Origin of the sequence: Pseudomonas sp. B16(2017), from assembly GCF_002113205.1 — a bacterium.
Lineage (GTDB): Bacteria > Pseudomonadota > Gammaproteobacteria > Pseudomonadales > Pseudomonadaceae > Aquipseudomonas > Aquipseudomonas pharyngis.
In genome coordinates this window covers 16,011-42,411 of the sequence record NZ_NEKA01000013.1, presented here as the reverse complement: position 1 = coordinate 42,411, position 26,401 = coordinate 16,011, and the positions used below count along the sequence as shown (strand labels likewise).

General features: G+C 60.3%; 24 protein-coding genes and 1 tRNA gene. 17 read left to right on the top strand and 8 right to left on the bottom strand.

Features of this window, described 5'->3' with window-relative positions; all coding sequences use genetic code 11:
* Window positions 1-42 precede the first annotated feature (42 nt).
* The 9 genes from thrS to CAG25_RS21230 all read left to right on the top strand — a co-directional run bounded on the left by thrS (window position 43) and on the right by CAG25_RS21230 (window position 7,498).
* A complete protein-coding gene (gene thrS / locus CAG25_RS21270; protein WP_039771550.1) occupies window positions 43-1,965 on the top strand; it encodes a threonine--tRNA ligase in 1,923 nt (640 codons plus the stop codon).
* Complete coding sequence (infC, locus tag CAG25_RS21265) at window positions 1,965-2,516, top strand: translation initiation factor IF-3 (RefSeq protein ID WP_169432615.1); 552 nt, start codon at window positions 1,965-1,967, stop codon at window positions 2,514-2,516. Before thrS ends, infC begins: the two co-directional genes overlap by 1 nt.
* Before the next feature lie 60 nt (window positions 2,517-2,576).
* Complete coding sequence (gene rpmI, locus CAG25_RS21260) at window positions 2,577-2,771, top strand: 50S ribosomal protein L35 (RefSeq protein WP_002553160.1); 195 nt, start codon at window positions 2,577-2,579, stop codon at window positions 2,769-2,771.
* 30 nt (window positions 2,772-2,801) lie between these two features.
* The gene (rplT, locus tag CAG25_RS21255; protein WP_002553161.1) at window positions 2,802-3,158 is read left to right on the top strand and encodes a 50S ribosomal protein L20; all 357 of its coding nucleotides are present in this window, start codon (window positions 2,802-2,804) and stop codon (window positions 3,156-3,158) included.
* 109 nt (window positions 3,159-3,267) lie between these two features.
* Window positions 3,268-4,284, top strand: a complete 1,017-nt coding sequence (gene pheS, locus CAG25_RS21250; protein WP_011333387.1) for a phenylalanine--tRNA ligase subunit alpha — start codon at window positions 3,268-3,270, stop codon at window positions 4,282-4,284.
* Window positions 4,285-4,310: 26 nt separating this feature from the next.
* Complete coding sequence (gene pheT, locus CAG25_RS21245; protein ID WP_085612790.1) at window positions 4,311-6,689, top strand: phenylalanine--tRNA ligase subunit beta; 2,379 nt, start codon at window positions 4,311-4,313, stop codon at window positions 6,687-6,689.
* Window positions 6,690-6,692: 3 nt separating this feature from the next.
* Window positions 6,693-6,995, top strand: coding sequence for an integration host factor subunit alpha (gene ihfA / locus CAG25_RS21240; RefSeq protein ID WP_002553164.1), 303 nt, complete (start codon window positions 6,693-6,695; stop codon window positions 6,993-6,995).
* Window positions 6,976-7,332 carry a MerR family transcriptional regulator gene (locus CAG25_RS21235; protein WP_003179985.1) on the top strand — a complete coding sequence of 119 codons (357 nt, stop codon included), beginning with the start codon at window positions 6,976-6,978 and terminating at the stop codon, window positions 7,330-7,332. Before ihfA ends, CAG25_RS21235 begins: the two co-directional genes overlap by 20 nt.
* Window positions 7,333-7,421: 89 nt before the next feature.
* Window positions 7,422-7,498: transfer RNA gene (locus tag CAG25_RS21230), tRNA-Pro, on the top strand.
* An 88-nt stretch (window positions 7,499-7,586) separates the two neighbouring features.
* Here the strand turns inward: CAG25_RS21230 and CAG25_RS21225 are convergent.
* Together CAG25_RS21225 and rtcR are read right to left on the bottom strand one after the other, a co-directional pair.
* Window positions 7,587-7,844, bottom strand: a complete 258-nt coding sequence (locus tag CAG25_RS21225) for a hypothetical protein (protein ID WP_085612789.1) — start codon at window positions 7,842-7,844, stop codon at window positions 7,587-7,589.
* 135 nt (window positions 7,845-7,979) lie between these two features.
* Window positions 7,980-9,581, bottom strand: coding sequence for an RNA repair transcriptional activator RtcR (rtcR, locus tag CAG25_RS21220; protein ID WP_085612788.1), 1,602 nt, complete (start codon window positions 9,579-9,581; stop codon window positions 7,980-7,982).
* A 205-nt stretch (window positions 9,582-9,786) separates the two neighbouring features.
* On the opposite strand from rtcR, the gene CAG25_RS21215 reads away from it, so the two are divergent.
* From CAG25_RS21215 to CAG25_RS21195, 5 genes are all read left to right on the top strand, one after another.
* The gene (locus CAG25_RS21215) at window positions 9,787-11,334 is read left to right on the top strand and encodes a TROVE domain-containing protein (protein WP_085612787.1); all 1,548 of its coding nucleotides are present in this window, start codon (window positions 9,787-9,789) and stop codon (window positions 11,332-11,334) included.
* A gap of 238 nt (window positions 11,335-11,572) precedes the next feature.
* Entirely contained in the window at window positions 11,573-12,799 is a 1,227-nt protein-coding gene (locus CAG25_RS21210; protein WP_085612896.1) for an RtcB family protein, read from the top strand.
* 40 nt (window positions 12,800-12,839) lie between these two features.
* Window positions 12,840-13,628: a nucleotidyltransferase domain-containing protein gene (locus CAG25_RS21205; protein ID WP_085612786.1), complete on the top strand. Its 789-nt coding sequence runs from the start codon at window positions 12,840-12,842 to the stop codon at window positions 13,626-13,628.
* Between the two features lie 8 nt (window positions 13,629-13,636).
* Window positions 13,637-14,668: an RNA 3'-terminal phosphate cyclase gene (gene rtcA / locus CAG25_RS21200; protein ID WP_085612785.1), complete on the top strand. Its 1,032-nt coding sequence runs from the start codon at window positions 13,637-13,639 to the stop codon at window positions 14,666-14,668.
* A 74-nt stretch (window positions 14,669-14,742) separates the two neighbouring features.
* Complete coding sequence (locus CAG25_RS21195; RefSeq protein WP_064595090.1) at window positions 14,743-15,072, top strand: hypothetical protein; 330 nt, start codon at window positions 14,743-14,745, stop codon at window positions 15,070-15,072.
* Window positions 15,073-15,129: 57 nt separating this feature from the next.
* Here CAG25_RS21195 and CAG25_RS21190 read toward each other — a convergent pair whose 3' ends face one another.
* From CAG25_RS21190 to CAG25_RS21175, 4 genes are all read right to left on the bottom strand, one after another.
* Window positions 15,130-15,543, bottom strand: a complete 414-nt coding sequence (locus tag CAG25_RS21190) for a VOC family protein (protein ID WP_085612784.1) — start codon at window positions 15,541-15,543, stop codon at window positions 15,130-15,132.
* A gap of 158 nt (window positions 15,544-15,701) precedes the next feature.
* Window positions 15,702-16,646 carry an alpha/beta hydrolase gene (locus tag CAG25_RS21185; protein ID WP_039771538.1) on the bottom strand — a complete coding sequence of 315 codons (945 nt, stop codon included), beginning with the start codon at window positions 16,644-16,646 and terminating at the stop codon, window positions 15,702-15,704.
* A gap of 112 nt (window positions 16,647-16,758) precedes the next feature.
* A complete protein-coding gene (locus tag CAG25_RS21180; RefSeq protein WP_085612783.1) occupies window positions 16,759-17,757 on the bottom strand; it encodes an NAD(P)H-quinone oxidoreductase in 999 nt (332 codons plus the stop codon).
* A 63-nt stretch (window positions 17,758-17,820) separates the two neighbouring features.
* The gene (locus tag CAG25_RS21175) at window positions 17,821-19,041 is read right to left on the bottom strand and encodes a YbfB/YjiJ family MFS transporter (RefSeq protein ID WP_085612782.1); all 1,221 of its coding nucleotides are present in this window, start codon (window positions 19,039-19,041) and stop codon (window positions 17,821-17,823) included.
* A gap of 111 nt (window positions 19,042-19,152) precedes the next feature.
* Here CAG25_RS21175 and CAG25_RS21170 point away from each other — a divergent pair, with 111 nt between their 5' ends.
* Window positions 19,153-20,028 carry a LysR family transcriptional regulator gene (locus tag CAG25_RS21170; protein WP_064595100.1) on the top strand — a complete coding sequence of 292 codons (876 nt, stop codon included), beginning with the start codon at window positions 19,153-19,155 and terminating at the stop codon, window positions 20,026-20,028.
* A gap of 64 nt (window positions 20,029-20,092) precedes the next feature.
* On the opposite strand, the gene CAG25_RS21165 is transcribed toward CAG25_RS21170, so the two are convergent.
* Window positions 20,093-20,815, bottom strand: a complete 723-nt coding sequence (locus CAG25_RS21165) for a pirin family protein (protein ID WP_085612781.1) — start codon at window positions 20,813-20,815, stop codon at window positions 20,093-20,095.
* Between the two features lie 211 nt (window positions 20,816-21,026).
* On the opposite strand from CAG25_RS21165, the gene CAG25_RS21160 reads away from it, so the two are divergent.
* Together CAG25_RS21160 and CAG25_RS21155 are read left to right on the top strand one after the other, a co-directional pair.
* Window positions 21,027-21,977: a GlxA family transcriptional regulator gene (locus CAG25_RS21160; RefSeq protein WP_085612780.1), complete on the top strand. Its 951-nt coding sequence runs from the start codon at window positions 21,027-21,029 to the stop codon at window positions 21,975-21,977.
* A gap of 90 nt (window positions 21,978-22,067) precedes the next feature.
* Window positions 22,068-23,540, top strand: a complete 1,473-nt coding sequence (locus tag CAG25_RS21155) for a winged helix-turn-helix domain-containing protein (protein WP_085612779.1) — start codon at window positions 22,068-22,070, stop codon at window positions 23,538-23,540.
* Here CAG25_RS21155 and CAG25_RS21150 read toward each other — a convergent pair.
* The gene (locus CAG25_RS21150; protein ID WP_085612778.1) at window positions 23,502-26,285 is read right to left on the bottom strand and encodes a winged helix-turn-helix domain-containing protein; all 2,784 of its coding nucleotides are present in this window, start codon (window positions 26,283-26,285) and stop codon (window positions 23,502-23,504) included. The genes CAG25_RS21155 and CAG25_RS21150 overlap by 39 nt on opposite strands.
* Window positions 26,286-26,401: the final 116 nt, after the last annotated feature.

Below are 26,401 nucleotides of genomic sequence, written 5' to 3'. Positions count from 1 at the left end.
ACGTGACCTTTGGTAGGGGTCACCACTAGGAGAGGAGGCGCCATGCCAACTATTACTCTTCCCGACGGCAGTCAACGTTCATTCGATCACCCGGTTTCCGTAGCCGAGGTCGCCGCATCCATCGGTGCAGGTCTGGCCAAGGCCACCCTGGCCGGCAAGGTGAACGGCAAGCTGGTTGACGCTAGCGACATCATCGACAGCGACGCAACGCTGCAAATCATCACGCCAAAGGATGAAGAGGGGCTGGAGATCATTCGCCACTCTTGCGCCCACCTGGTCGGCCATGCGGTCAAGCAGTTGTACCCGACTGCAAAAATGGTCATCGGGCCGGTCATTGATGAGGGTTTCTATTACGACATCGCCTTCGAGCGTCCTTTTACTCCGGACGACATGGCGGCCATCGAACAGCGCATGCAGCAGCTGATCGATACCGAATATGACGTCATCAAGAAAGTCACTCCACGTGCCGAAGTGATCGAAGTGTTCAAGGCCCGTGGCGAAGACTACAAGCTGCGCCTGGTCGAAGACATGCCGAACGAGCAGGCAATGGGCCTGTACTATCACGAAGAATACGTCGACATGTGCCGCGGTCCGCACGTGCCGAACACTCGCTTCCTGAAATCCTTCAAGCTGACCAAGCTGTCCGGCGCCTACTGGCGCGGTGATGCCAAGAACGAGCAATTGCAGCGCGTGTACGGCACCGCATGGGCTGACAAGAAGCAGTTGGCGGCTTACATCCAGCGTATCGAAGAAGCTGAAAAGCGCGATCACCGCAAGATCGGCAAGCGCCTGGGCCTGTTCCACACTCAGGAAGAAGCGCCGGGCATGGTGTTCTGGCACCCGAATGGCTGGACGTTGTACCAGGTACTCGAGCAGTACATGCGCAAGGTGCAGCGCGACAACGGCTATCTTGAAATCAAGACGCCGCAAGTCGTTGATCGTAGCCTGTGGGAAAAGTCCGGGCACTGGGCTAACTACGCCGACAACATGTTCACTACCGAGTCGGAAAGCCGCGACTACGCCATCAAACCGATGAACTGCCCGTGCCACGTGCAGGTGTTCAATCAGGGCCTGAAGAGCTACCGCGAGTTGCCGATGCGCTTGGCCGAATTCGGTGCCTGCCACCGTAACGAGCCATCGGGTGCGCTGCACGGCATCATGCGTGTGCGTGCGTTTACCCAGGATGACGCCCACATCTTCTGCACCGAAGAGCAGATGCAGGCTGAATCCGCTGCGTTCATCAAGCTGACCATGGATGTTTACCGTGACTTCGGCTTCACCGATGTCGAGATGAAGCTGTCCACTCGTCCGGAAAAGCGCGTTGGTTCCGACGAGCTGTGGGATCGCGCCGAAGCAGCCCTGGCCGCAGCCCTTGATAGCGCTGGTCTGCCGTATGATCTGCAGCCGGGTGAGGGCGCATTCTATGGTCCGAAAATCGAATTCTCGCTGAAAGATTGCCTCGGCCGCGTGTGGCAGTGTGGTACCTTGCAGCTCGATTTCAACCTGCCTGTGCGTCTGGGAGCCGAATACGTCTCCGAAGACAACAGTCGCAAGCATCCGGTGATGTTGCACCGTGCGATCCTCGGTTCGTTCGAGCGTTTCGTCGGGATTCTGATCGAGCACTACGAAGGTGCATTCCCTGCGTGGCTGGCGCCAACCCAGGCAGTGATCATGAATATCACTGATAAACAGGCAGATTTCGTCGCTCAGGTCGAAAAAACTCTCAACGAAAGCGGGTTTCGTGCCAAGTCCGACTTGAGAAATGAAAAGATCGGCTTTAAAATCCGCGAGCATACTTTGCTCAAGGTTCCATATCTCTTGGTTATTGGGGATAAGGAAGTCGAGATGCAGACTGTCGCTGTGCGTACTCGTGAAGGTGCTGACCTGGGCTCGATGCCCGTCGCCCAGTTCGCTGAGTTTCTCGCGCAAGCGGTTTCCCGGCGTGGTCGCCCAGATTCGGAGTAATTATTATTAAGCGTGAAATGAGACAAGATAAACGAGCTGCACCGAAAGCCCCGATCAACGAGAATATCTCGGCACGCGAGGTTCGGTTAATTGGCGCTGATGGCGAGCAGATTGGCATCGTCTCGATTGATGAAGCGCTTCGTATTGCTGAAGAAGCCAAGCTTGATCTGGTAGAAATCTCTGCCGACGCAGTCCCACCGGTTTGCCGGGTGATGGACTACGGCAAATCGATCTTCGAAAAGAAGAAGCAGATTGCTGCGGCGAAGAAGAACCAGAAGCAGATTCAGGTAAAAGAAATCAAGTTTCGTCCAGGGACGGAGGAAGGGGATTACCAGGTAAAACTGCGCAACCTGGTACGTTTCCTGAGTGACGGGGACAGGGCCAAGGTATCCTTGCGATTCCGCGGCCGTGAGATGGCCCACCAGGAGCTGGGGATGGAACTCCTCAAGCGGGTTGAACAAGACCTGCTCGAGTACGGTTCGGTCGAACAGCATCCTAAGATGGAAGGACGCCAGCTGATCATGGTCATCGCCCCGAAAAAGAAGAAGTAATCAACAGGGCACGGCAGGCCTTCTGATTATGTTTATCAACTGAATGCGGAGTATCCGAACATGCCAAAGATGAAAACCAAAAGTGGTGCTGCTAAGCGGTTTCTGAAAACTGCTAACGGTATCAAGCACAAGCACGCTTTCAAGAGCCACATCCTGACCAAAATGTCGACCAAGCGTAAGCGTCAACTGCGCGGTAGCAGCTTGCTGCATCCGTCTGACGTGGCAAAAGTCGAGCGCATGCTGCGCCTTCGTTAATTTTTGGATCAAGAATAGAGGAAGTAACTCATGGCTCGTGTAAAGCGTGGCGTCATTGCCCGTAAACGTCACAAAAAAATTCTGAAACTTGCTAAAGGCTACTACGGCGCACGCTCCCGCGTATTCCGTGTTGCCAAGCAAGCGGTAATCAAGGCAGGCCAATACGCCTACCGTGACCGTCGTCAGAAAAAACGTCAGTTCCGCGCTCTGTGGATCGCTCGTATCAACGCTGGTGCTCGTGTTAACGGTCTGTCTTACAGCCGTTTCATCGCTGGCCTGAAAAAAGCGTCCATCGAGATCGACCGTAAGGTTCTGGCTGATCTGGCAGTGAACGAAAAAGCGGCGTTTGCTGCGATTGTCGAGAAAGCTAAAGCCACCTTGGCTTAAGTACCCCCGACAGTCACCCGGCCTCACCTCTGTGGGGCCAGGTGTTAAACGTCATAAATAGGGGAAGAGCCTTCAAGCTCTTCCCCTATTTTGTATCTGGAGTCTGTACATGGAAAACCTGGATGCGCTGGTCTCTCAAGCACTAGAGGCTGTGCAAAGCGCTGAAGATATCAATGCCCTGGAGCAAATCCGGGTTCAATACCTTGGCAAAAAAGGTGAATTGACTCAGGTGATGAAGACCCTGGGGAATTTGCCGGCAGAAGAGCGTCCGCAGGTCGGCGCCCTGATCAACGTTGCCAAGGAACGTGTCACAGGCGTTCTCAATGCGCGCATGGCCTTGTTTGAGGAAGCCGAACTGGCTGCCAAACTGTCTGCCGAATCCATTGACGTGACCCTGCCGGGCCGCGGTCAGACCTCCGGTGGTCTGCATCCGGTAACCCGGACTCTGGAACGTATCGAACAGTTCTTCACCCATATCGGCTACGGCATCGCCGAAGGTCCTGAGGTCGAAGACGACTATCACAACTTCGAGGCGCTCAACATCCCAGGCCACCACCCGGCCCGGTCGATGCATGACACCTTCTATTTCAACGCCAACATGTTGCTGCGCACCCATACCTCGCCGGTACAGGTCCGCACCATGGAATCGAAAAAACCGCCGATCCGCATCGTCTGCCCAGGTCGTGTGTACCGCAGCGACTCCGATATCACCCACTCGCCGATGTTCCACCAGGTCGAAGGTTTGCTGGTCGATCGCGATATCAACTTCGCCGATCTCAAAGGCACGATTGAAGAGTTTCTGCGAGTGTTCTTCGAGAAAGAACTGGCTGTGCGTTTCCGTCCTTCGTACTTCCCGTTCACCGAGCCTTCTGCCGAAGTCGACATGGAGTGCGTGATGTGCAGCGGTAAAGGCTGCCGCGTCTGCAAGCAGACTGGCTGGCTGGAGGTGATGGGCTGCGGCATGGTTCACCCGAACGTGTTGCGCATGTCCGGGATCGATCCGGAAGAGTTCTCGGGCTTTGCCTTCGGCATGGGCGTTGAGCGTCTGGCCATGCTGCGTTACGGCGTGAACGACTTGCGTCTGTTCTTCGACAACGACTTGCGGTTCCTCGCGCAATTTCGCTAGTCGTAACGAATTCTTAGGAGAGCAGGATGAAATTCAGTGAACAATGGCTGCGTGGCTGGGTCAGCCCGCAGGTAGATCGCGACGCGCTGGTTGCCCGTCTGTCGATGGCCGGTCTTGAGGTCGATAGCGTTACGCCGGCCGCCGGTGTTTTCAGTGGCGTGGTGGTGGGCGAGGTGCTGAGCACCGAGCAGCATCCCGATGCCGACAAATTGCGCGTATGCCAGGTCAGCAATGGCGCGGAAACTTTCCAGGTCGTGTGCGGTGCGCCAAACGTGCGTCCGGGCCTGAAGATTCCGTTCGCGATGATCGGTGCCGAGCTGCCGGGCGACTTCAAGATCAAGAAGGCCAAGCTGCGCGGCGTCGAGTCCAACGGCATGCTGTGTTCGCAAGCCGAACTTCAGATCGGCGAAGGCAATGACGGTCTGATGGAGCTGCCGGCTGATGCGCCGGTGGGCGAAGATTTCCGTGTTTATCTGGACCTGGAAGACGCCAGCATCGAAGTCGACCTGACTCCAAACCGTGGCGACTGCCTGTCTCTGGCCGGTCTGGCTCGTGAAGTCGGAGCGCTGTACGACGCTCCGGTCACTCGCCCGGTGGTGATGACGGTTCCGGCGGTGCATGACGAAGTGCGCTCGGTAGAGGTCCTGGCACCTGCCGCGTGCCCGCGTTATCTGGGTCGTGTCATTCGCAACGTTGATCTGTCCAAGCCGACGCCGCTGTGGATGGTTGAGCGTCTGCGTCGCGCTGAAGTGCGCAGCATCGATGCCGCAGTCGACATCACCAACTACGTAATGCTTGAGCTGGGTCAGCCGCTGCACGCCTTCGATCTCGCCGAAATCAATGGCGGCATCCGGGTGCGCATGGCGGAAGAGGGTGAGAAGCTCGTGCTGCTCGACGGTCAGGAAGTCAGCCTGCGTAGCGATACGCTGGTGATCGCCGACCACAGTCGCGCTCTGGCCATTGCCGGCGTGATGGGTGGCGAGCACAGCGGCGTGTCCGCGACTACTCGCGACGTATTCCTTGAAAGTGCGTTCTTCGACCAGATCGCTGTGGCGGGCAAGGCTCGTTCCTACGGTCTGCACACCGACGCTTCGCATCGCTACGAGCGTGGTGTGGACTGGCAACTGGCCCGTGAAGCCATGGAGCGTGCCACTGGCCTGCTGCTGGAAATCACCGGTGGCGAAGCCGGCCCGATCATCGAGACCGTCAGCGAGCAGCATCTGCCGTCGATCGCGCCGATCACCCTGCGTGCGCAGCGCATCACCCAGATGCTGGGCATGGAAATGGATTCGGCCGAAGTCGAGCGTCTGCTCAGCGCTTTGGGTCTGAAGGTTTCCGCCGACGGAGCAGGGCAGTGGTGCGTAGAAGTGCCGAGCCATCGCTTCGATATCAGCCTGGAAGTCGATCTGATCGAAGAGCTGGCGCGTCTGTACGGTTACAACCGCCTGCCGGTTCGTTACCCGCAAGCTCGTCTGGCGCCACAAGCCAAGGCCGAAGCGCGCAGCGATCTGCCGGAACTGCGTCGTCTGCTGGTCGCTCGTGGTTATCAGGAAGCGATCACTTACAGTTTCATCGATCCGAAGCAGTTCGAGTTGTTCAACCCCGGCGTTGAGCCGCTGCTGTTGGCGAACCCGATCTCCAATGACATGGCCGCCATGCGTTCGTCGCTGTGGCCGGGTCTGGTCAAGGCGCTGCAGCACAACCTCAACCGCCAGCAGGATCGTGTTCGTCTGTTCGAGAGCGGTCTGCGCTTTGTCGGTCAACTGGAAGGTCTGAAGCAAGAGCCGATGATCGCCGGTGTGGTGTGCGGCAGCCGTCTGCCGGAAGGCTGGGCGCAAGGTCGCGATACCGTTGACTTCTTCGACGTCAAGGCTGACGTAGAAGCGCTGCTGGGTTTTGCCGGTGCGCTGGATCAGTTCACTTTTGCACCGGGCAAACACCCTGCGCTGCATCCGGGCCAGACTGCACGCATCGAGCGGGAAGGGCGTGAAGTCGGCTTTATCGGCGCGATTCACCCTGAGTTGTCGAAATCCCTGGGTCTCGACCGTCCGGTCTTCGTCTTCGAGCTGGTTCTGGCTGAAGTCGCTACGGGTAAAATGCCGAAATTCCACGAGTTGTCGCGCTTTCCTGAAGTTCGTCGTGACCTGGCACTGATTGCGCACAAAGACGTTGCAGCCTCGGCTGTACTGGACGTAATCCGTGAAAATGCAGGTGAATGGCTGACAGACCTCAGGCTATTTGACGTGTATCAGGGTAAAGGCATTGATCCTGATAGAAAAAGCCTTGCAGTCGGCTTGACCTGGCAGCATCCATCGCGCACTCTTAATGACGATGAGGTGAATTCGACGACGCAAAATATCCTCACCTCGCTCGAACAAAGGTTGAACGCCACGTTAAGGAAGTGACGTATGGGGGCTTTGACGAAAGCTGAGATGGCGGAACGTCTGTATGAAGAGCTGGGCCTGAACAAGCGGGAAGCCAAGGAATTGGTGGAGCTGTTTTTCGAGGAAATCAGGCACGCTCTCGAAGACAACGAGCAGGTCAAATTGTCGGGTTTCGGCAACTTCGACCTTCGGGACAAACGCCAGCGGCCTGGCCGCAACCCGAAAACGGGGGAAGAAATCCCGATCACGGCTCGCCGTGTGGTCACCTTTCGTCCAGGGCAGAAGTTGAAGGCCCGAGTTGAGGCTTATGCTGGAACCAAGTCATAACGACGAACTACCCGTCATCCCGGGCAAACGCTACTTCACCATTGGTGAAGTCAGCGAGCTGTGTGCAGTAAAACCACACGTGCTGCGCTATTGGGAGCAGGAGTTTCCTCAGCTCAACCCCGTCAAACGCCGCGGAAACCGCCGGTATTATCAGCGCCAGGACGTGCTGATGATCCGGCAGATCCGCGCGCTCCTCTACGATCAGGGGTTCACCATCGGCGGCGCACGTCTGCGTCTGTCCGGTGATGAGGCCAAAGACGACACCACCCAATACAAGCAAATGATCCGCCAGATGATCGCCGAGCTCGAAGACGTTCTGGTGGTTCTCAAGAAATAATTTCCTGCTTTTAAATACTTCCAGTTTTCAAAAGCTTGCGATATATTCTTGAGCGTTCTTCGAGATGGAGAACGAGTTTCACGCCTAGTCGGGGCGTAGCGCAGTCCGGTAGCGCACTAGCATGGGGTGCTAGGGGTCGAGTGTTCGAATCACTCCGTCCCGACCATTATTCCTGAGTAAAATCAGACACTTAAGCCGATCAGCTGGATCGGCTTTTTTGTGCCCGCGAAAAACTGCTGTCGCAGCAAAACCGTTCAAGGTTTCTTTTCTTCAACTCCATCCTTCGACCCGCTGGATGTTTGCGCATCCTTATCTGTCTCGTGGGACTCTGCACCGGAGTTCGACCCCGAGGCTTCTTCACCCTTTTTGTCGGCCTTGTCTTCCTTGGATTCGGTGCCTCCCTGATTGACCCCGGGAATACCCGTAGGCGGAACGGTGCTGCCCGCCATCGACAGCGGTGCGGTGGCAGATAAAAGACTTCCAAGCATGAGGGCTGCAATGGTTCTGTTCATCGTCGGGCTTCCGCGTCAGGTGGATAGACGTTGGAAGTTCTGACGCGGGGTAAAGTGCCGGTCAACTGACGGGCGGGTACCGTATCGCGGTGTGGCGCAGTTTATCTCAACGGTACAGATAATTACGGCCATGCTTCACTGCTCTCGCAACTGGCTCCACTCGATGCCGAACCGTCCGAGGTATTTTCTCAATCGGTCCGCATCATTGGGCTGCGCCTTGGCCTGTCGCGACACACCGAACAGTCGCCTGCCGGCATCCGACAAGCTGTCTGCCTGTCTGCAAACCTCGAGCACCGCCTTCAATTGCAGCCGATCGAACAGGTCCAGCGTCTGCGCATCGCCCGGCAGATCATTCGTCATCCCGGCCGGTTGCGCCAGGCCCCACGCATACCGCAGCCGATCAATTTCCTCCTCGACCTGCGCTTCATCGATTCGCCCGCTGTCGGCCAGCGTCGCCATGCGCGTGATCGAGGCCGAAAGCTCGCGGAAATTGCCCAGCCACGCAGCTTCCCGTGAGCTGGCGAAACTCAAGTAGCGCCGTCGGGCTTCAAGGTTGAAGCGCACCAGTTGGCCGTGTTCGCGCGCGTGGCGTTCAAGCTCGAAATCGATGTTGGGTTCGATGTCTTCGCGGCGACCCGCCAGGCCCGGCAGGTCGAACGTCCAGAGGTTGATCCGTGCGTAGAGATCTTCCCTGAACAGACCTTCGGCGACGCGACTGCGCAGGTCGCGGTGGGTGCCGGCGATGATCAGGAAGTCGCTGTCGACCTCCTTGTCCGAGCCCAGCGGGAAGAAGCGCTTCTCTTCGATGGCCTTGAGCAGCATGGCTTGTTCGTCCGCGCCCAGCTCGCCGATCTCGTCGAGAAACAACATGCCGCCGTCAGCGGCCCGCAGCAGACCATCGCGGGCGTTTTGCGCGCCGGTAAAGGCGCCTTTGGCGTGGCCGAACAGCGCGGACATTGCCCCATCGCCACGCAGGGTAGCGCAGTTCACTTCAACGAAGCGCCCCTGCATTTGATGGCGACTGCGTTTGAGCTCGTAGATGCGTCGGGCGAGAAAGGATTTGCCGGCGCCAGTCGGGCCGATCAGCAGCATCGGCGCTTTCGAGCGCACGGCCACGCGTTCGATCTGCTCGATCGAGCGGTTGAATGCGGTGTTGCGGGTGGCGATGCCGGACTTGAGAAACTCCAGGCCTTCCAGGCGTTTGTGGGTGAAGCGTGAAGCAATCCGGTCGTAGCGCGACAGATCAAGGTCGATCAGGGCGTGGGTGCCGGTGGCTGGTTCTTCTTCGCTCTGGCGGCGGGCGGGGGAGGTCTGGATCAGGCGCGCGGGCAGGTAGCGCGCCTCGGTCAGCAAGAACCAGCAGATCTGCGCGACGTGGGTCCCCGTGGTGATGTGCACCAGATAGTCCTCACGCTCGGTATCGAAGGTGTATTCGGAGGTGAAGTCGTGAAGTGCGCCGTAGACCTCCTCGAAATCCCAGGGGTTGCGCAACGCCATCGGGTGCAGGCGCACTTCCGTGCCCGGCGACACCTGACGGATGTCCTCGCGAATGCGTTCGGCCAGGCTCGCGTCCCGTGCATCTGTGCCGTGTATCAGTTCCAGGCGATGGATCAATACGTCCGGTTGCTGGCACAGGCCCACACTAGGCCGCCAATGGTTCCAGCGATTGGCGCCTTTGCCTACGCGATCGAGGGTGGCGCCGATGAAACCGATGGCGACAGTGCGCTTGCTGGACATTGATTATCCTGAAAGATAAATGACGATAGCCAATGATAGTCTTCGAGGGCGTTATCTGTCGTGACGAAAATTCAGGAATGCTCGTTCTTAAAATAAAGCTCTTTAAAATCAAATACATAAAAATAATTCACGAACGTTTTCAAAAACTGGCACAGCGGCTGCAATACCTCTCGCAACGAACAGGACAACACAGCGAGACGCCACGATGGCCAACTTCAACCTCTTCAATACGCAATCGAAAACCCTGCCGGCGTGCGACACCTTGAATGCTTCCGGAGCCGCGGCTTATGCCTATACGCCCAAGCATCAACTGGCACAGTTGGCAGTCACCGGTTGCCTGAATTCGACCTTTTACGCATCCGCGCAAAGTCAGTTGGATCAGGTGTTGAAGCTGGTGGCGGAGCTGGACAGCCGCTTCGTGGCGAATGCCGCTCTTTACGCCCGTCAAAAGGGTCATATGAAAGACATGCCGGCGTTGTTGTTGGCGGCGCTGACCGCTCAGCGCTCGGCTCTGGTGCCAGAGGTGTTCGGGCAGGTCGTGGACAGCGGCAAGATGCTGCGCAATTTCGTGCAGATCCTGCGCAGTGGCGCTACCGGTCGCCGCTCCATGGGTTCTCAACCCAAGCGTCTGGTGCAGAACTGGCTGAACAGTGCAACCGAGCGACAGTTGTTGCAGGCATCGATCGGCAATCAGCCTTCGCTGGCGGATGTGGTGAAGATGGTTCACCCAAAACCGTCCGAGGCCTGGCGCGAAGCGTTTTTTGCCTGGGTAATCGGTAAACCGGTGGATGCACAGGCGTTGCCCGCACTGACTCGCGATTTGCTGGCCTTTCGCAGCGGTGCGAGTGATCAAGTGCCTGAAGTGCCGTTTCAATTGCTCGGTAACGAAACCTTGAGCAAGGAACAATGGGCAGCTCAGGCGCGGAACATGGGCTGGCAGGGCCTGCGCATCAACCTCAATACGCTGGCGCGCCACGGCGCTTTTGAAGTACCGGGTTGCACCGAATATGTGGCCGCTCGGTTGGCGGATCCCGAAGCCGTTGCGAAGGCGCGGGTGTATCCGTACCAGTTGCTGGCGGCGTATCGGATGGTTGGCGATGACGTGCCGGCGCCGATTCGCGAGGCCTTGCAGGATGCGCTGGAGCTGTCGTTGACCAATGTGCCGAAGCTTCAGGGTGCGGTGGTAATTTGCCCGGATGTTTCCGGCTCGATGGGCAGCCCGCTGACCGGTTACCGTCAGGGCGCGACCACCGCGGTGCGCTGCATCGATGTGGCGGCGTTGATCACGGCGGCGGTGTTGCGTAAACAGCCGACGGCGCGGGTGATGCCGTTCGAATGGAAGGTGGTGGATATCACCCTCAACCCGCGCGACAGTGTGATCAGCAATGCCGAAAAGCTTGCGGGCATTTTCGGCGGCGGAACCTGCTGCTCGGCGCCGTTGAAGAAACTGGCGGACAGCAAGGCCAGGGTCGATACGCTGATCATGGTGTCGGACAACGAATCCTGGATCGATGCGCGACGCCAGGGCGCCAGCGAGACGATGCTGCAATGGGAACGGATCAAGCGGATCAACCCCCAGGCACGCCTGATTTGCATTGACCTGCAACCGGGTTGGGCGACACCAGCGGCGGATCGTGACGACATCCTGAATGTCGGCGGTTTCAGTGACGCGGTGTTCGATGTGATCGAGCAGTTCACTGCCGGCCTGTACGGACCGCAGCATTGGGTCGAGGCGATTGAAAGCATGGGATGAGGCGATGAGCCGCCCAATGAATTGATTTGTCACGGGCACTGAATGCCGGTGGGACTACATCCAAGACGTCTCACCAAACCCTTGTCAGGGCTCGTGACGGCACGAATGCCGATGGCTGTACATCTGAGGCCGGCTAACCCCGGTGCGCGGTAACGCGCAACAGTCATCAACCTTTGTCGTGCCACCTTTTTTGAATCTGCCGGCGAATGCCGGTGGAACTACCTGAAGAATCGAGATGATGAAAGAACACACTTACCAATTGCTGGAAGTCGCCAACGGCAAACCGATCAAACTCTGGACCGAAGGCGTCCCGGTGGAAAACGAAGCGCGCGAGCAGTTGATGAACACGGCGAAGATGCCCTTCATCTTCAAGCATCTGGCGGTCATGCCAGACGTCCATCTGGGCAAGGGCTCGACCATCGGCAGCGTGATTCCCACAGTCGGCGCGATCATCCCGGCAGCGGTCGGGGTGGACATCGGTTGCGGCATGATTGCCGCGCGAACTTCGCTGACCGCGGCCGACCTGCCGGACAATCTGCATGGCCTGCGCAGTGCCATCGAGCAAGCGGTGCCCCATGGCCGCAGTTCGACCCGGTCGCGCCGTGACAAAGGCGCCTGGGACGAGATTCCGCAACAGGCCGATCAGGCCTGGGCGGCGCTGAATCCACGGTTCAAGGCGATCACCGACAAGTACCCGAAACTGGCCAATACCAACAACCGCGGGCACCTCGGAACATTGGGCAGCGGTAACCACTTCATCGAAGTGTGCCTGGATGAGGCCAACCGGGTCTGGTTCATGTTGCACAGCGGCTCGCGCGGTGTCGGCAACGCCATCGGCAACCTGTTCATCCAGATGGCCCAGGCGGATATGCGTCAGCACATCGCCAACCTGCCGGATCGTGACCTGGCGTACTTCGAAGAAGGCAGCCGGCATTTTGATGATTACGTGGAGGCGGTGGGCTGGGCCCAGGATTTCGCCAAGCAGAACCGTGCGCTGATGATGCAAGCGGTAATTCAGGCCACGCGGCAGATCATCCGCAAGCCATTCGACGTCGCGCTGGAAGCGGTGAACTGCCACCACAACTACGTGCAGAAAGAGCGGCATTTCGGCGAGGACATTCTGGTCACCCGCAAAGGCGCGGTATCGGCGAAGAAGGGTGAGTTGGGGATCATCCCCGGTTCGATGGGCGCCAAGAGTTTCATCGTGCGCGGTCTGGGTAACGAGGAATCGTTTTGCTCCTGCAGCCACGGTGCCGGTCGGACCATGAGCCGTACCAAGGCCAAAAACACCTTCACCGTCGAAGATCAGATCCGTGCCACCGCGCACGTTGAATGCCGCAAGGACGCTGCGGTGATCGATGAAATTCCGATGGCCTACAAGGACATCGACAAAGTCATGCACGCCCAGCGTGAGCTGGTTGAGGTGTTGCATACCCTGCGTCAGGTGGTGTGCGTCAAGGGATAACGCGTGTCCGCAAGGCACGCCGGAACAAGGATTGATGAACATGAAATTCGAAGAACGTCACCCGCTGTGCAGCGTCATGCGCGGCCGGGTGCAGGAAGAACTGGCGCGCATAGAACGCGAACGCAATGTCACGGTGCTGTATGCCTGCGAATCGGGCAGCCGGGCCTGGGGTTTTGCCTCGCCGGACAGTGATTACGATGTGCGCTTCGTTTATGTGGAGAAACCAGAGTGGTTCGTCCAGGTCGATACGCCAAGTGATGTGATCGAGCGGCCGCTGGATGACGAGCTGGATGTCAGTGGCTGGGAGCTGCGCAAGACCCTCGGGCTGTTGCGCAAATCCAACCCGACCTTGCTCGAATGGCTCGACTCCCCGCTGGTTTATCGCAGCGAGACTGCAGCGGTTTCGCAACTGCGTGCACTGGCCGAGGCGTTCTACAGCCCGCCGGCCGCGCGCAATCATTATCTGTCGATGGCGAAGAAGAACTTCCGTGGTTATCTGCAGGGTGAAAGCGTGCGGTTCAAGAAGTATTTCTACGTACTGCGGCCGCTGTTGGCGGTGCGCTGGATCGATCAGGGGCGGGGTCGGCCACCGATGACGTTCAGCGATCTGCTGAGTACCGTCGATGACCGGGCCTTGCTAGATGAAGTCGATGAATTGCTCGCGCTCAAGCGCAATGCCGACGAAAGCGCTTACGGTCCTCGTCGTCCGGCGCTGCATGCGTTCATCGAGGCGGAACTTGAGCGAGCGGTACCGGCATTGCCCCGAACCCGGGAGGATTCGCGCCAGCTCGATCAATACCTGCGGGAAACCGTTGGTTTGTACGCCTAAGGAAAAAAATGAAACAGGACGTTATTGAACTGGACGGCGCCATCGGCGGTGGTCAGGTGTTGCGCAGTGCGCTGAGTCTGTCGATGGTGACGGGCCAGGCGTTTCGCATTGAGCGGATTCGGGCCCGGCGCAGTCGTCCGGGCCTGTTGCGCCAGCACCTGACCGCCGTGATGGCGGCAGCGCAGGTCTGCGGTGCAAAGATCCAGGGGGCGGAACTGGGCTCGCAGACATTGAGCTTCGAGCCGGGACCGATTCGCGGCGGCGATTATCGCTTTGCCATTGGAACCGCCGGCAGCAGCACGCTGGTGTTGCAGACCTTGCTGCCCGCGTTGTTGCTGGCGCCGCAAGCCAGCCGCGTGCGGATCAGCGGCGGCACGCATAATCCGCTGGCACCACCGACCGATTTTCTCAGCCGCAGCTGGTTGCCGTTGCTGCGACGCATGGGCGCGGAGGTTGAACTGACGTTGCTGCGCCACGGGTTCGTACCGGCAGGGGGCGGTGAAATCGACGTCAGGGTGCAACCATCGAAATTGTCAGCACTGCACTTGTGTGAGCGCGGCTTGCCGCTTTCGCAACAGGCGTTTGCGCTGACGGCGGGACTGGCGCCGAGTGTCGGTATCCGCGAGCTCGAAAGGGTGGCCCAGCGATTGAACATGGCATCAGCGGAGTTGAACGCGGTCATCGTTGATCCGGCCTGTGGACCGGGCAATGTGTTGCTGCTGGAGTATGCGTTTGAACACGTCACCGAGGTTTTCAGCGCTTTCGGTCAAGCCTCACTGCGTTCGGAGAAGGTGGCGGACGCCGCGATCGATCAGGCGACCGATTGGTTGCACAGCGGTGCGGCGGTAGCGGAGCATCTGGCCGACCAGTTGCTGCTGCCGATGGTGCTGGCCGGAGGTGGCTCGTTTACCACGCCCAGGATGACCGAGCATTTGCACAGCAACATTTCGGTGATCAAGCGTTTTGTACCGATCCACATCCAGTGCCAGGAAGAAGGCGCAGACCAGTTAAAGGTTGAAGTTCGCGCTCGGGAGCAATAGGCGGCAAATTGCTGGCCCCCGAAAGCCTTCAGTCCCGGCAAACTCGCCTTTTTTCAAAAGGTTAGGTGGGCTATATGCGGACGATTGTCATCACCGTAGCAACGCTTTCCCTCGCTCTGTTCGCGTTGGAGGCCCAGGCCAGGGAGCTGAGCAAGAGCCATCGTTTTGCGTGTACCTGGGGTTCGGAAATTGCCGCCGGTGCGCAACAATCGAAGCTTTCGGGCATTTCTCTTTATGGTGCGCGCAAGCGCTTGCAGGCGCGCAAGTTCCAGCAACCGTGGATGCGCATGACCGCCATGGGCATCACCGAGCAGACCTACGACAGCGCGTCGCGGCTCAAGCCGGCGGCCGTCAAGCAGACCTACTACGAACAGTGCGTTCGGCACGAGCTGGCCCAGCGTTGAATGAAAAAGCCCGACCTGAAGAGGTCGGGCTTTTTCATGTCCGGTGGAATGACAGCGTCACTTGTCAGTTTCGCAATTGACCATCCACGACACGCCAAAGCGATCCACCAGCATGCCAAAACGTGCGGCCCAAAAGGTGGCTTCCAATGGCATGTCGACGCGACCGTCCCTGGCCAAGGCGTTAAACACCCGTTCGGCCTCGGCGATGCTGTCGACATTCAGGGAAATCGAGCAACCGCTCATGCCTTGGGTCGGGCGATCGGGGGTGGTGTCCGACGCCATGAGCATCTGATCGCCGACTTTCAGGCAGGTGTGGATGATCAGGTTGTGGTGCTCTTTCGGTACATGTGCGGCGGCTGGCGTTTCGCCGAAGGTCATCATCGCTTCGAGCTTGCCTTGCAGGCATTGCTCGTAAAAGGTGAAGGCAGCCCGGCAGTCGCCGTTGAAGATCAGGTACGGGTTGATTTTCATGGTGGTGCTCCCGAATAGGCAGTGGAACGCTGCGCGGCCGGGTGTGCCGAAGCAGCGTCATGGATTGACTCCCTCCAGCAAAGCGTTAGAACGCCGGATTGCCAGCCAATGCTGCAACAATTTCCTTTCCGGGTGACCGATGGTCGGCGGGGAGGGCGTCAGGAGTCGCGCGGGTTCTTCTGCACCGCAGCGCCCGCCACCCGAGCGGCAGGTCGGGTTTGCATCAGCGCATCGATCGCCTTGCGATAGTTCTGTCCGCCCAGCGCCATGCTGTTGTTGTGGGTTGCGCCGGGCACCAGCAGCAGGCGTTTCGGTTGCCGGGCGGCGGCGAACAGTTGCTCGCTGAAGCGTGACGGCACGAATGCGTCGGCCAGTCCGTGCACCACCAGCAACGGCATATGGATTTCGGCAATCTTGTCGATGGAGTCGAATTTCTGCGACAGCAACCAGCGCACCGGAAGAGAGGTGTTGGCCACGGCTGCCGCAACATCCGCCAGGGAGGTGAATGTGGATTCGATGACCAGCCCGCGCACCGGCAGTGGGGTGTGATTTCTGGCGGCATCGCGACCGAGCTCGGCAGCCAGGTCAATGGCGACCGCGCCGCCCAGCGAGTGCCCGTAGATCAGGCGTTTGTTCGGGTCGGGCTGCAACAGCTGGAAGCGTTCCCACGCCACCCTGGCATCCTCGTACACCGTGCTTTCCGACGGCAGGTCGCCGTGGCTCTGGCCGAAGCCGCGATAGTCGATGGCCAGTACCGAATAACCTGCTGCGCGCAATTGTTCGATACGAAACAGTTGCCCGGTGAGGTTCCAGCGCACGCCGTGCAGATAGAGGATGGCCGGTGCATCGGCACGCTCCGCCGGCCACCACCAGGCGTGAATGTTCTGCCCGGCCTTGAAGCTTTTCGGTTGCAGGTCGAGTTCCTGCACGCTGCCGGGCAAGCCGTGATACCAGCCGGCGGTGCCCGGTTCGATGCGAAACAGCAGTTTGCGCTCGGTGTGTTCCAGCACGGCACAACTCGCCGGCACGCCGATGATCAGGGCGGCCATGCAGGCGAACGCCAGACGGCGGCGTCGAAGTCGGGTCATGAAGGCAAGGAACATTAAACGTTTCACCAAGGCGCGGACAAAGAACGCTTTTTACCAGATGCCTTGACCCGCGCGTGACATTTTCGACCACCGCACGCCTGCAACGATTACAAAATGCTGCAACGACTCAATCGATCTTCAGCACGATCTTGCCGATGTGGTCGCCCGCTTCCATGTGCGCATGGGCCAGGGCTGCGTCGGCGAGCGGGTAGACCTTGTCGATGATCGGCAGGCAACGCCCGGCAGCCAACACCGGCCAGACGTGTTCGCGCAATTGATCGGCGATGGCGGCTTTTTCCGCCGAGGTACGGGCACGCAGGAGGGAACCGGTGACCACCGCACGCTTGCCGAGGATGGCCAGCAGATCGATGTCGTTGGCCCGCGCGCCGCCGAGGAAGCCGATCATTACCAACCGCCCATCCATTCCCAAGGCGCTGATGTTCCCGTTGAGGTACGAGCCGCCCATGATGTCGAGGATCACATTGACGCCCTGGCCGGCGGTTTTCTCGGCGATGACCGCCGCGAAATCCTGTTCCCGGTAGTTGATCGCTTCACCGCCCAGGTTACGGATCGCCGCGCATTTGTCGGCGCTGCCGGCGGTGGCGAAAGCTTCAATGCCAAACTCGCGGCACAGCATCAACGCGGTGGTGCCGATGCCGCTGGTGCCGCCGTGGATCAAGGCGCGCTGGCCACGGCTGGCGCCGCCGAGGCCGAACAGGTTGGCCCATACGGTGAAAAAGGTTTCCGGAATGGCCGCTGCCTGGATCCAGTTCAGCCCATCGGGGATCGGCAAGACCTGGCCCGCCGGAACCGTGCAGTATTCGGCGTAACCGCCGCCATTGGTCAGCGCACACACCCGGTCACCGACCGCGAATGTGCTGACACCGCCGCCGATCGCCACGACCTCGCCGGCCACTTCAAGGCCCGGAATCGGGTTCATGCCGGGCTTCATCGGGTATTTGCCGGCGCGTTGCAGGGCGTCCGGGCGATTGACGCCGGCGGCGTGCACGCGGATCAGCACTTCGCCTTCTGCGACGACCGGCAGCGGCACGCGTCGGGATTGCAGAACCTCGGGCCCACCCGGTTCGGTGATTTCGATTCGGGTCATTTCAGTGGGCAACGTCATTTTCGATTCCTCTTGAAAAAGTGATCAGTAGATGGGAACGCAGTCAGGGCGCAATGATTCCCGTCATTCGGCGCAGCAGCGTTGTTCGACGGAGGAGGGCAGCCATTTCATGGCGTGCTCAAGTATCAGCGCGATCACGATGGCAGCGCCGGCAATCACGAAGAGCAGCGCATGTTGTCCGCCCGTGGCGTTGAACAGCGCCGAATAGGCGAAGCCCGCCAGCGCCTGAAACGTTGCGAACGACACCGTGGCCCGGCTCCACGCCACCTGTTGGCGATGGTGATCCGGCACCAGCTCATGCACCCGGGCCAATGCCAGCGGGACAATGCCCGGCGGAAATGAACCAAGGATCACCGCCAGCAGGGCCAACGCCAGGAACGAATGCGAAACCGCCAGCAAACCCAGGGTGATCGCCTGCACCACCAGCACCAGACGAATGCCGGTCCGCGCGCCGAGATGATCAGCGAGAAAGCCATAACTTACCGGGCCGACGATGGCACCCAGACCGTACATGACCCAGATCAGCGCGCCGACGTGCGACCCGGCGCCCAGGCCACGGGCGACGTAATCCACCAGAAAGACCATGGCCGGTACCAGCCCGGCGGCCATGAATGCGTACTGGGCAAACAGCAGATAAACAGCAGGCGGTGTCGGCTCGACCGGTTCCACCTGAGCCGTTGCGGTGGTTGCGTGGGGCAGCTCCGAAGGCCAGCCGAACCAGCTCAATGCCGTCAGTGCCAGCGACAAAGCGCCCAATCCCAGCCAGGTCGCCTGCAGGCCCAGCCCCAACAGCAACGGAACAATCGTTCCCGAGCCGGCGATGCCCAGACCGATGCCGAGGAAAATCGCCCCACTGGCCAGGCCCTTGCGTGCGGCGGGTACATGGGGCAGTACGGTCGCGGCTACCAGTACCATGATCGCGCCGCCGGCGATTCCCGACAGCAGGCGCCAGCCGAAATACCAGCTCACCGACACGGGGTACGCACAGGCAAAAAACGCCACGGTCACCGCCAGCATCATCAGGCGCAGAGCGTTTCTCTGGGTGAGCCGGCGTGCCAGCGGTCGGCCGAGGAGGGCGCCGATCAGGTAACCGACCAGGTTGGCCGCGCCGAGATAGACCACATCATGGGCGGAAAACCACTGCGCCTGAATCAGCGAAGGGATCAGCGGTGTGTAGGCGAAACGCGCCAGACCGATGCTGACCAGGCTGGCGCAGAGGCCGGCGAAGATCGCCAGCCAGACACTTGTGTCCGGACGTTCAGGCGAAGCAGTTGAAGTGTGCATGACGGCAATCCTTTGAAAGGTTTATGGCGCCCAGCATATCGGCTATCGTTGCTGCGTTAATGCAGCGAGTTTGCGTGATAGTGATGCGTTTATGCATCAATGGAGAACGCTATGAACTGGGATGATGCAAGGGTGTTTCTAGCGGTCTGCCGCGAGTCGACATTGCGCGGCGCCGCGCGTGTACTGGGCGTGGATCAGGCGACGGTCGGGCGCCGCATCACGGCACTGGAAAAGTCGCTGGGCGCGACCTTGTTCCTGCGCACCTCCGAGGGCTATGCACTGACGGCCGTCGGCGAAGCCGCGCTCAAGTCGGTGGAAAAAATGGAGTATTCGGCGCTGGAGCTGGAGCGGCGTATCCAGGGCCTGGACGATCGTCTGACCGGTAGCGTGCGGGTCAGCACCACCGATTCGCTGGCCATCGATTTTCTGATCCCGGCCATCGCGCAGTTGCACGAGCAGCATCCGGACGTGCGCGTGCAACTGGACGCCTCCACGCAAATCCTCAGCCTGGCTAAACGTGAGGCGGACATCGCTGTGCGCAACACCCGTCCGGACAATCCGGACCTGATCGCCCGGCGCATCGCGCGTTGGCCGGTGGGATTGTTTGCCTCGCAGGCCTATGTCGACAGCCATGGCGTGCCGGCGCCGGGCAGTGCGTTCGAGGGCCATGATCTGGTGGTGTACCAGCCGTATCTGCAGGGCAACAAGGATCTGACCCTCGTGTCGGAGCCCATGACTCGCGGGCGGATCGTCGCCGGTCTGAGCTCCAGCCTGTTGGTCCGCCGCTCGATTGCCGCCGGGTTGGGGGTAGGAGAAATCCCGGTCTACATGGGCGAGCGTGATGGTCTGGTCAGGTTGTGGCCGGAGCGCACGCGGCCGTTGCCTTATGAAGTGTGGCTGGTGACCCATGCGGATTTACGCCACACCGCGCGGGTCAGAGCGGTGATCGAACACATTGTCGAAGCGTTTGTGCTGGAAAACGAATAGTTGTTCTGCGAAAAAAAACGGCCTTCATTGAAGGCCGTTTTCTGTGAGCGTTGAAACCGCTGCCTCATGGCATTTCCGGCAGTTCCTGCGGGCGCAGATCAAACACCAGGACTTCGGCATCCTGGCCATTGCTCAGGGTCAGCGCCTGTTCTTCACGAACCCGCACGCCGTCGCCTTCCTTCAACTGCACGCCGTTCAGTTCAACGCTGCCGCGAGCAACGTGCACATAGGCGTAGCGGTTGGCGGGCAGTGCGAGTGTCGCACTCTCCTGGCCATCGAACAGTCCGGCATACACCCGCGCATCCTGGCGCACTTTCAGCGAGCCGTGGCTGCCTTCGGGCGAAATGATCAGTTGCAGGCGACCGCGTTTTTTCTGTTCGCTGAAGTGTTCTTGCTGGTAGCGCGGTTTGGCGCCGCTGACATCCGGCACGATCCAGATCTGCAGGAAGTGCACAGGCTTGCTCGCCGAGTGGTTGAACTCGCTGTGAGCCACGCCGCTGCCGGCGCTCATCAGTTGCACATCGCCTGGGCGGATCACCGAACCGGTGCCGAGGGTGTCCTTGTGTTCCAGAGCGCCTTCGAGCACATAGGAGAAAATCTCCATGTCACGGTGCGGGTGCTGGCCGAAGCCCTTGCCGGCGGCGACGCGGTCATCGTTGATCACCAGCAGGTCGGAGAAACCCTGTTCACGCGGGTCACGGTAGCTGGCGAAGGAAAAGGTGTGGAACGACTTCAACCAGCCATGATTGGCCAGACCACGGTCGGAAGCTTTACGAAGGGTCAGCATGATGAAATCTCCTTTCAGGACGTTGATTCGTCCGAGTGAGGAGAAGGTTACTGGTTACCCTGCGATGCAATAAGTAGATGAAAACTGAAATACTGTCCCGTTCTGGTTGACAGTTGTGTGCACTGGATCACGCATTCTTTTCCAACGTTTTCACCGTATCTGGCCATAATGCGCAGACTTATGACTTTGCTTGGATTTTGGTGATGCCCACATGAAGACCGTGGCAATGGTGCTGTTTCCGGATTTTCTGCTGCTCGACATGGCTGGGCCGCTGGAAGTCTTTTCGGTTGCCAACCGCTACCTGAAACCGCAAGACCACTATCACCTGACCACCCTGGGCACCGAGCGCGCGCCGTTGCGTGCGTCCAATGGTGTTCTCGTGCACACCGATCGGCATATCGACGACGCCGATGAGCGCTATGACTTGCTGCTGGTGCCGGGCGGCCCCGGCGCCTACAACGAAAAACACCCGCCGTTGCTCGCCTGGCTGCAAGGTGCGGTGACGCGTGCCGGGCAGTACGGTTCGATCTGTACCGGCGCTTTCGTGCTTGGCCATGCCGGGTTGCTCGATGGCTATCGTGTGACTACCCACTGGAATTACACCGAACGCTTGATCAAGGGCTTTCCGAAGGCAAACGTCGCGACCGACCAGATTTTTATTGAGGATCGCAACCTGATCACCTCCGGAGGTGTCACGGCCGGTATCGATATGGCATTGGCGGTGGTCGCTCGCGATCATGGCAAAAAGATTGCCCAGGACGTGGCCAAGGTGCTGCTGGTGGTCATGAAGCGCCAGGGCGGGCAAGCGCAGTTCAGCCCGTTGATGGCAGCGGTGGCGCCCCAGGAAACGCCGATTACCCGGGTGCAGAACCATGTTCTGGAACACCTGGAGGAAGCTTTCACCGTCGAGCGCATGGCAGGGCTTGCGAACATGAGTGCACGGCATTTTGCCCGGGTGTTCGCTCGCGAGGTCAACATGACGCCCATGGAGTTCCTGCAAAGCGCGCGCATCGATTGCGCGCGTAACCTGCTGGAAACCAGCGATCTGCCGCTGAAGACCGTGGCCTACAAAAGCGGTTTCGGCAGCGTGCGGCACATGCGGTTTCTGTTCGGCGAAAAGCTCGGGCTGACCCCCACGCAGTATCGCGAACAGTTCAGCTAGAGCGGTTCTGTCCGTTCCGGGCATCCGGATGTCCGTGCTGGACCCCGCGTGGTGGTTGTACCGTCATCGAGGCCTGCGAAGATAACGGACATGAACAGCCTCGACGAATTGAACTCGGCGTCGGTCCTGCGTTTCGGGCCGTACGCGTTCCATTTGCGCCAGCGGCTGATCCTCGAAGGGGATCGGCAATTGCGCATGGGCGGGCGTGCGCTGGACATTCTGCAAGTGCTGGTCGAGCGCGCCGGCCAAGTGGTCAGCAAAGAGCAATTGATCGCGCTGGTGTGGCCGACCTCGGTGGTCGAGGAGATCAACCTGCGGGTGCACATCGCCGCGCTGCGCCGGGCCCTTGGCGACGGCGAAAAAGGCCAGCGCTACATCGTCAATGTGCCGCAACGCGGGTACAGCTTCGTGGCACCGGTGCAGGGCGACAGCACCGCCCACGTGGTGTTCGAAACCCTGCAAGCGCCCCAACACAACTTGCCCGCACGACTGACGCCGGTCACCGGGCGCGATTCACTGGTCGGCGGTCTGGTGCGGCAACTGCCGCTGTCCCGGCTCCTGACGGTGACGGGGCCTGCCGGTGTCGGTAAAAGCACCGTGGCACTGCGCGCAGCGGAGCTGTTGCTGCAACATTTTCGCGACGGTGTGTGGCAGGTGGATCTGTCGCGGGTCGGCGATGACATCCCGCTCCTCGATCACCTGCTGAAAACCCTCGACACTGATTTCCCCACATTGGCGGCGCGCCACGCCTTGCTGGTGCTGGACAATTGCGAACACCTGCACGCAGCCTGCCGGAACCTGTTGCAAACATTGCTTGATGCTGCGCCCCGTCTGTCGATCCTGGCCACCAGCCGCGAGCCATTGCGTCTCGCTCTGGAGGTCCTGCAGCCACTGCCGCCCCTGACCCTTCCCAAAGCCTCGGCGCTCAACAGTGTCGATGAAGTCATGGGTTATTCGTCGGTGCAGCTGTTTGTCAGTCGCGCCCGCGCGCGTCAACACGGTTTCTGTCTGCGTGAGCTGGATCTGGAAACGCTGCGCGATATCTGTCGGCGGCTCGATGGTCTGCCATTGGCGATCGAACTGGCAGCCGCGCAGATCGATGCGCTGGCGCTGGTCGGCCTTCAGACGCAACTGGATCAAGGCCTGCAAGCCCTGAGTCACGGTCGCCGTACCGCCGTGCCACGCCATCAGTCGATGAAAGCCGCGCTGGACTGGAGCTATCAGCGCTTGAGCGAGCAGGAACAACGCGTGCTGCAACGCTTGTCGGTGTTCAAGATGGCATTCACTCTCGACGCCGCCATCGGCGTGATCAGTTGCGCGCAACTGCCACCCTCGACGCTGGTGGCAGTGGTTGAGCAATTGGCGGTCAAATCGTTACTGACATCGGACCGATCCAGCGGAACGCTGCGCTATCGAATGCTCAACACCACGCGCCGCTATGCCCGCGAACAGCTGGAGCAGGGCGGCGAACTGAGTGATGTCGAGCGTCGGCACGCGCGCTACCTGGGCCGTACCCGACCGGCCTCAAGCGGCCGACTGAGCGCGCAGTTCGTCGAGCAGTAGACGTACCTTGCGCAAGTCCGGGGTGGCATAACCTTCGGTGAAGCGCTGATAGATCGGTGTCAGCAATTGGAGCGCCTCGCGATAGCGCGACTGGTGCTGCCACAACCGAGCCAGCGACGTTGCGCTGCGCAATTCCCAGGCCAGCGCGCCTTGTGTCCGCGCAATCTCAAGCGATTGCTGCAAGGCGCTTTCGACCGTGTGATGGCAGGGCGATTCAGCCGCCAGCAATCGCTCGGCCCGAGCCCGCAAGATCTCCGCAGTACTCCAGCCCGCCGCACCACTTTGTGCTCGTTCGAGCAACGCATCATCAACGAAACCCGGATCCAGCGTGACCATGATTTCCCTGACCAGACCGCTGTCGGCCGGCGGGATGGCGGGGGCCTTGTCGGCGTCGATCACCTGCGCGTAGTGCCGCGCCCAGGTGTAGAACAGCAGCACCGAATGCTTCTGCGCCTGTTCGAGCAGCAGTTGCAGCAACGCGCGTGCGTTCTGCACGTCGCCGTTGTAATGGGCGATCAGGCACGAGGCGAGTGCCAGGGTGTAGCAGATCGAGGTGCCGTGGTTGATCTGCACCGCGATGTCCAGTGCCTGCCGCGCCGTGCGCCAGGCCCGCTCGGGAAAACCTTGCAACCACAACACCCGGGCGAGGACGGTCAGCGAGGCGACGCTCTGGTCGTATTGCACGCCGAAACCATGAGTGAAACGGTTGAGGTGGCCACTGTGGGCCATGCGTTGAATGACCTGTTCGGCATGGATTCGCGCCTGATGCTGATCGCCGGCGTAATGCAGCGCGAGCACCCGCAAGCGATGGGTACTCAAGGACAGCTGCGCATCGCCGTGCACCCCGAGGCTTTCGAATTGCTCGCTCTGCTCCAGCGCCATCTGGTAATGCCCGCAACTGAGATTGACCGCCATGTGCCCCGACACCGCGCGCAATTGCCCGGCCATGTCGTCGTGCCGTTGCGCCAGCAGACGGGCGCTGACGAAGGCTTCGATGGTTTCCGGCGTGCCGCCCCAGGTGTGGTAACAAGCGCTGCCGAGGGCCAGTTTCAAGGCGATTTCCAGTCGCGGGCAGGGCTCGTCGGATGACGCCAGCAACGCCAGTGCCCGACGCACATGGGCTCCGTACTCTTTGAGCAAGGACAGTTCTTGCCACAACGGCGCCGAGGTCGCCGTCAGTCGCACGCCGAGCGCACGCGAGCCTTCGTCATTCAGCGTCCAGTCCAGCGCCGCCCGCAGGTCTTCAAGGCCACGGGCGTAGCGCTCGATCCAGACTTCGGTCGCCGTGTTCTCCCAATCGGCCTGGGCCTGATGCATCAGCGCCAGACTGCGTTCGGCATGGCGCTCGCGGGTTTCGCCGAGTTCGGCGGCCTGGTCGAGTTTTTCCAGCGCATAGCGGCGAGTCGTGTCGAGCAGGCGATAGAACACCTCTTCATCGCCGACTTCGACGTTGAGCAGCGACTTGGCGACCAGTTGCGTGATCGAGGCAAACACTTCGTTCGATTCGATGTGCTGACCGACGATAACCGCCGCGGCAGATTCCAGCGTGAACGCGCCACGGAACACGCCGAGTCGGCGCAGCCCGGTCTGTTCGCAGGCGTTGAGCAGGTTGAAGCTCCAGTCCAGCGTAGCGCGCAGGGTTTCATGCCGGCCGAGGTGAGTCTGATGGCCCGCCGGCAAACGTCCCTGAAGCTGGCTCAGCAAACCCTCCAGCCCAAGACCCGCCACCTGCGCAGCGGCCAGTTCCAGTGCCAGGGGGATGCCGTCCAGCCGCCGACAGATGTCGATGATCAAGGGCAGGTCGGCGTTGCCCGGCTCAAAGTGTTCGTGGGCCGCCATCGCCCGTTCGACGAACAACTGCAGCGCCGAAAATCCCATCGCCTGATCGCGGTCGAGCACCGCAATCGGTGGCGGACAATCGAGAGATTCCAGACGTTTCACATACTCGCCCTCGGCGCGCAGGCTTTCGCGGCTGGTGGCCAGAATATGTACCTGCGGCGCGCCACGCAGAATGCTTTCACTGAGCAGCGCGACGGCGTCGATCAAGTGCTCGCAGTTATCGATCACCAGCAGCATCTGCCGCTCGCGCAGGCTGCTGATCAGGCACGCCATCGGCTCGCTGTCATGCAGCGAAAGATCCAGCAGGGTGGCGAGGTGCGAGCAGATCGAGCGGGGATCGTTGAGCGGTGCCAGATCCAGCAACCGAATACCGTCGCGATAACGGCCGATCAACTGTTCGGCGACACGCAGGGCCACGGTGGTCTTGCCGATGCCGCCGGGGCCGACCAGGGTGATGCAGCGCTGGCGCGGCAGTTGCGTCATCAGGCTGTCGACCACCGACTGGCGCCCGATCATCCGCGTGCGCCGCAATGGCAGGTTATGTCGACCGAGGTGGGCGGCGGGGCGTTGTTCGATGGATTGCAGCACGACCGGCGCGACGAAACTGTAACCACGCTGCGCCACGGTGACGATGTAGCGCTGCCCGGCCTGACCGTCACCGAGCGCCTTGCGCAGTGCGGCCATGTGCACCCGCAGGTTGATGTCTTCCACCACGCTGTCCGGCCAGACCCCGGCGATCAACTGCTGCTTGCTCACCACCTCGCCGGCATGGGCCAGCAGGATCAGCAGAATGTCCATGGCGCGGCGGCCCAGGCGCAAAGGCTGGTCGCCTTCAAGCACCAGCCGCTGGCCGGGGTGGATCCGATAGGGGCCGAAACCGATGGCCTGATTCGGGGAAAGACTCAACCGCTCACTCCTTCGACGTTTTTTATGATCCTGGTCCGCCTCGGTGAAGAGTCCGTGACGGGCAGGGCGGATGGCGACTTGAGGGGCATGCAAGCCGTCTGATCCGCAGTATCCGG

Excerpts from the sequence above, each read along its gene's own strand:
- pheS (WP_011333387.1), top strand. The coding sequence starts at position 3,268 with ATGGAAAACCTGGATGCGCTGGTCTCTCAAGCACTAGAGGCTGTGCAA.
- CAG25_RS21155 (WP_085612779.1), top strand. The coding sequence starts at position 22,068 with ATGAACAGCCTCGACGAATTGAACTCGGCGTCGGTCCTGCGTTTCGGG.
- thrS (WP_039771550.1), top strand. The coding sequence starts at position 43 with ATGCCAACTATTACTCTTCCCGACGGCAGTCAACGTTCATTCGATCAC.
- ihfA (WP_002553164.1), top strand. The coding sequence starts at position 6,693 with ATGGGGGCTTTGACGAAAGCTGAGATGGCGGAACGTCTGTATGAAGAG.
- CAG25_RS21215 (WP_085612787.1), top strand. The coding sequence starts at position 9,787 with ATGGCCAACTTCAACCTCTTCAATACGCAATCGAAAACCCTGCCGGCG.
- rpmI (WP_002553160.1), top strand. The coding sequence starts at position 2,577 with ATGCCAAAGATGAAAACCAAAAGTGGTGCTGCTAAGCGGTTTCTGAAA.
- CAG25_RS21205 (WP_085612786.1), top strand. The coding sequence starts at position 12,840 with ATGAAATTCGAAGAACGTCACCCGCTGTGCAGCGTCATGCGCGGCCGG.
- CAG25_RS21175 (WP_085612782.1), bottom strand. The coding sequence starts at position 19,041 with ATGCACACTTCAACTGCTTCGCCTGAACGTCCGGACACAAGTGTCTGG.
- rplT (WP_002553161.1), top strand. The coding sequence starts at position 2,802 with ATGGCTCGTGTAAAGCGTGGCGTCATTGCCCGTAAACGTCACAAAAAA.
- rtcA (WP_085612785.1), top strand. The coding sequence starts at position 13,637 with ATGAAACAGGACGTTATTGAACTGGACGGCGCCATCGGCGGTGGTCAG.
- rtcR (WP_085612788.1), bottom strand. The coding sequence starts at position 9,581 with ATGTCCAGCAAGCGCACTGTCGCCATCGGTTTCATCGGCGCCACCCTC.
- CAG25_RS21195 (WP_064595090.1), top strand. The coding sequence starts at position 14,743 with ATGCGGACGATTGTCATCACCGTAGCAACGCTTTCCCTCGCTCTGTTC.
- CAG25_RS21210 (WP_085612896.1), top strand. The coding sequence starts at position 11,573 with ATGAAAGAACACACTTACCAATTGCTGGAAGTCGCCAACGGCAAACCG.
- CAG25_RS21170 (WP_064595100.1), top strand. The coding sequence starts at position 19,153 with ATGAACTGGGATGATGCAAGGGTGTTTCTAGCGGTCTGCCGCGAGTCG.
- CAG25_RS21235 (WP_003179985.1), top strand. The coding sequence starts at position 6,976 with ATGCTGGAACCAAGTCATAACGACGAACTACCCGTCATCCCGGGCAAA.
- CAG25_RS21225 (WP_085612789.1), bottom strand. The coding sequence starts at position 7,844 with ATGAACAGAACCATTGCAGCCCTCATGCTTGGAAGTCTTTTATCTGCC.
- CAG25_RS21190 (WP_085612784.1), bottom strand. The coding sequence starts at position 15,543 with ATGAAAATCAACCCGTACCTGATCTTCAACGGCGACTGCCGGGCTGCC.
- CAG25_RS21185 (WP_039771538.1), bottom strand. The coding sequence starts at position 16,646 with ATGTTCCTTGCCTTCATGACCCGACTTCGACGCCGCCGTCTGGCGTTC.
- CAG25_RS21180 (WP_085612783.1), bottom strand. The coding sequence starts at position 17,757 with ATGACGTTGCCCACTGAAATGACCCGAATCGAAATCACCGAACCGGGT.
- CAG25_RS21160 (WP_085612780.1), top strand. The coding sequence starts at position 21,027 with ATGAAGACCGTGGCAATGGTGCTGTTTCCGGATTTTCTGCTGCTCGAC.
- pheT (WP_085612790.1), top strand. The coding sequence starts at position 4,311 with ATGAAATTCAGTGAACAATGGCTGCGTGGCTGGGTCAGCCCGCAGGTA.
- CAG25_RS21165 (WP_085612781.1), bottom strand. The coding sequence starts at position 20,815 with ATGCTGACCCTTCGTAAAGCTTCCGACCGTGGTCTGGCCAATCATGGC.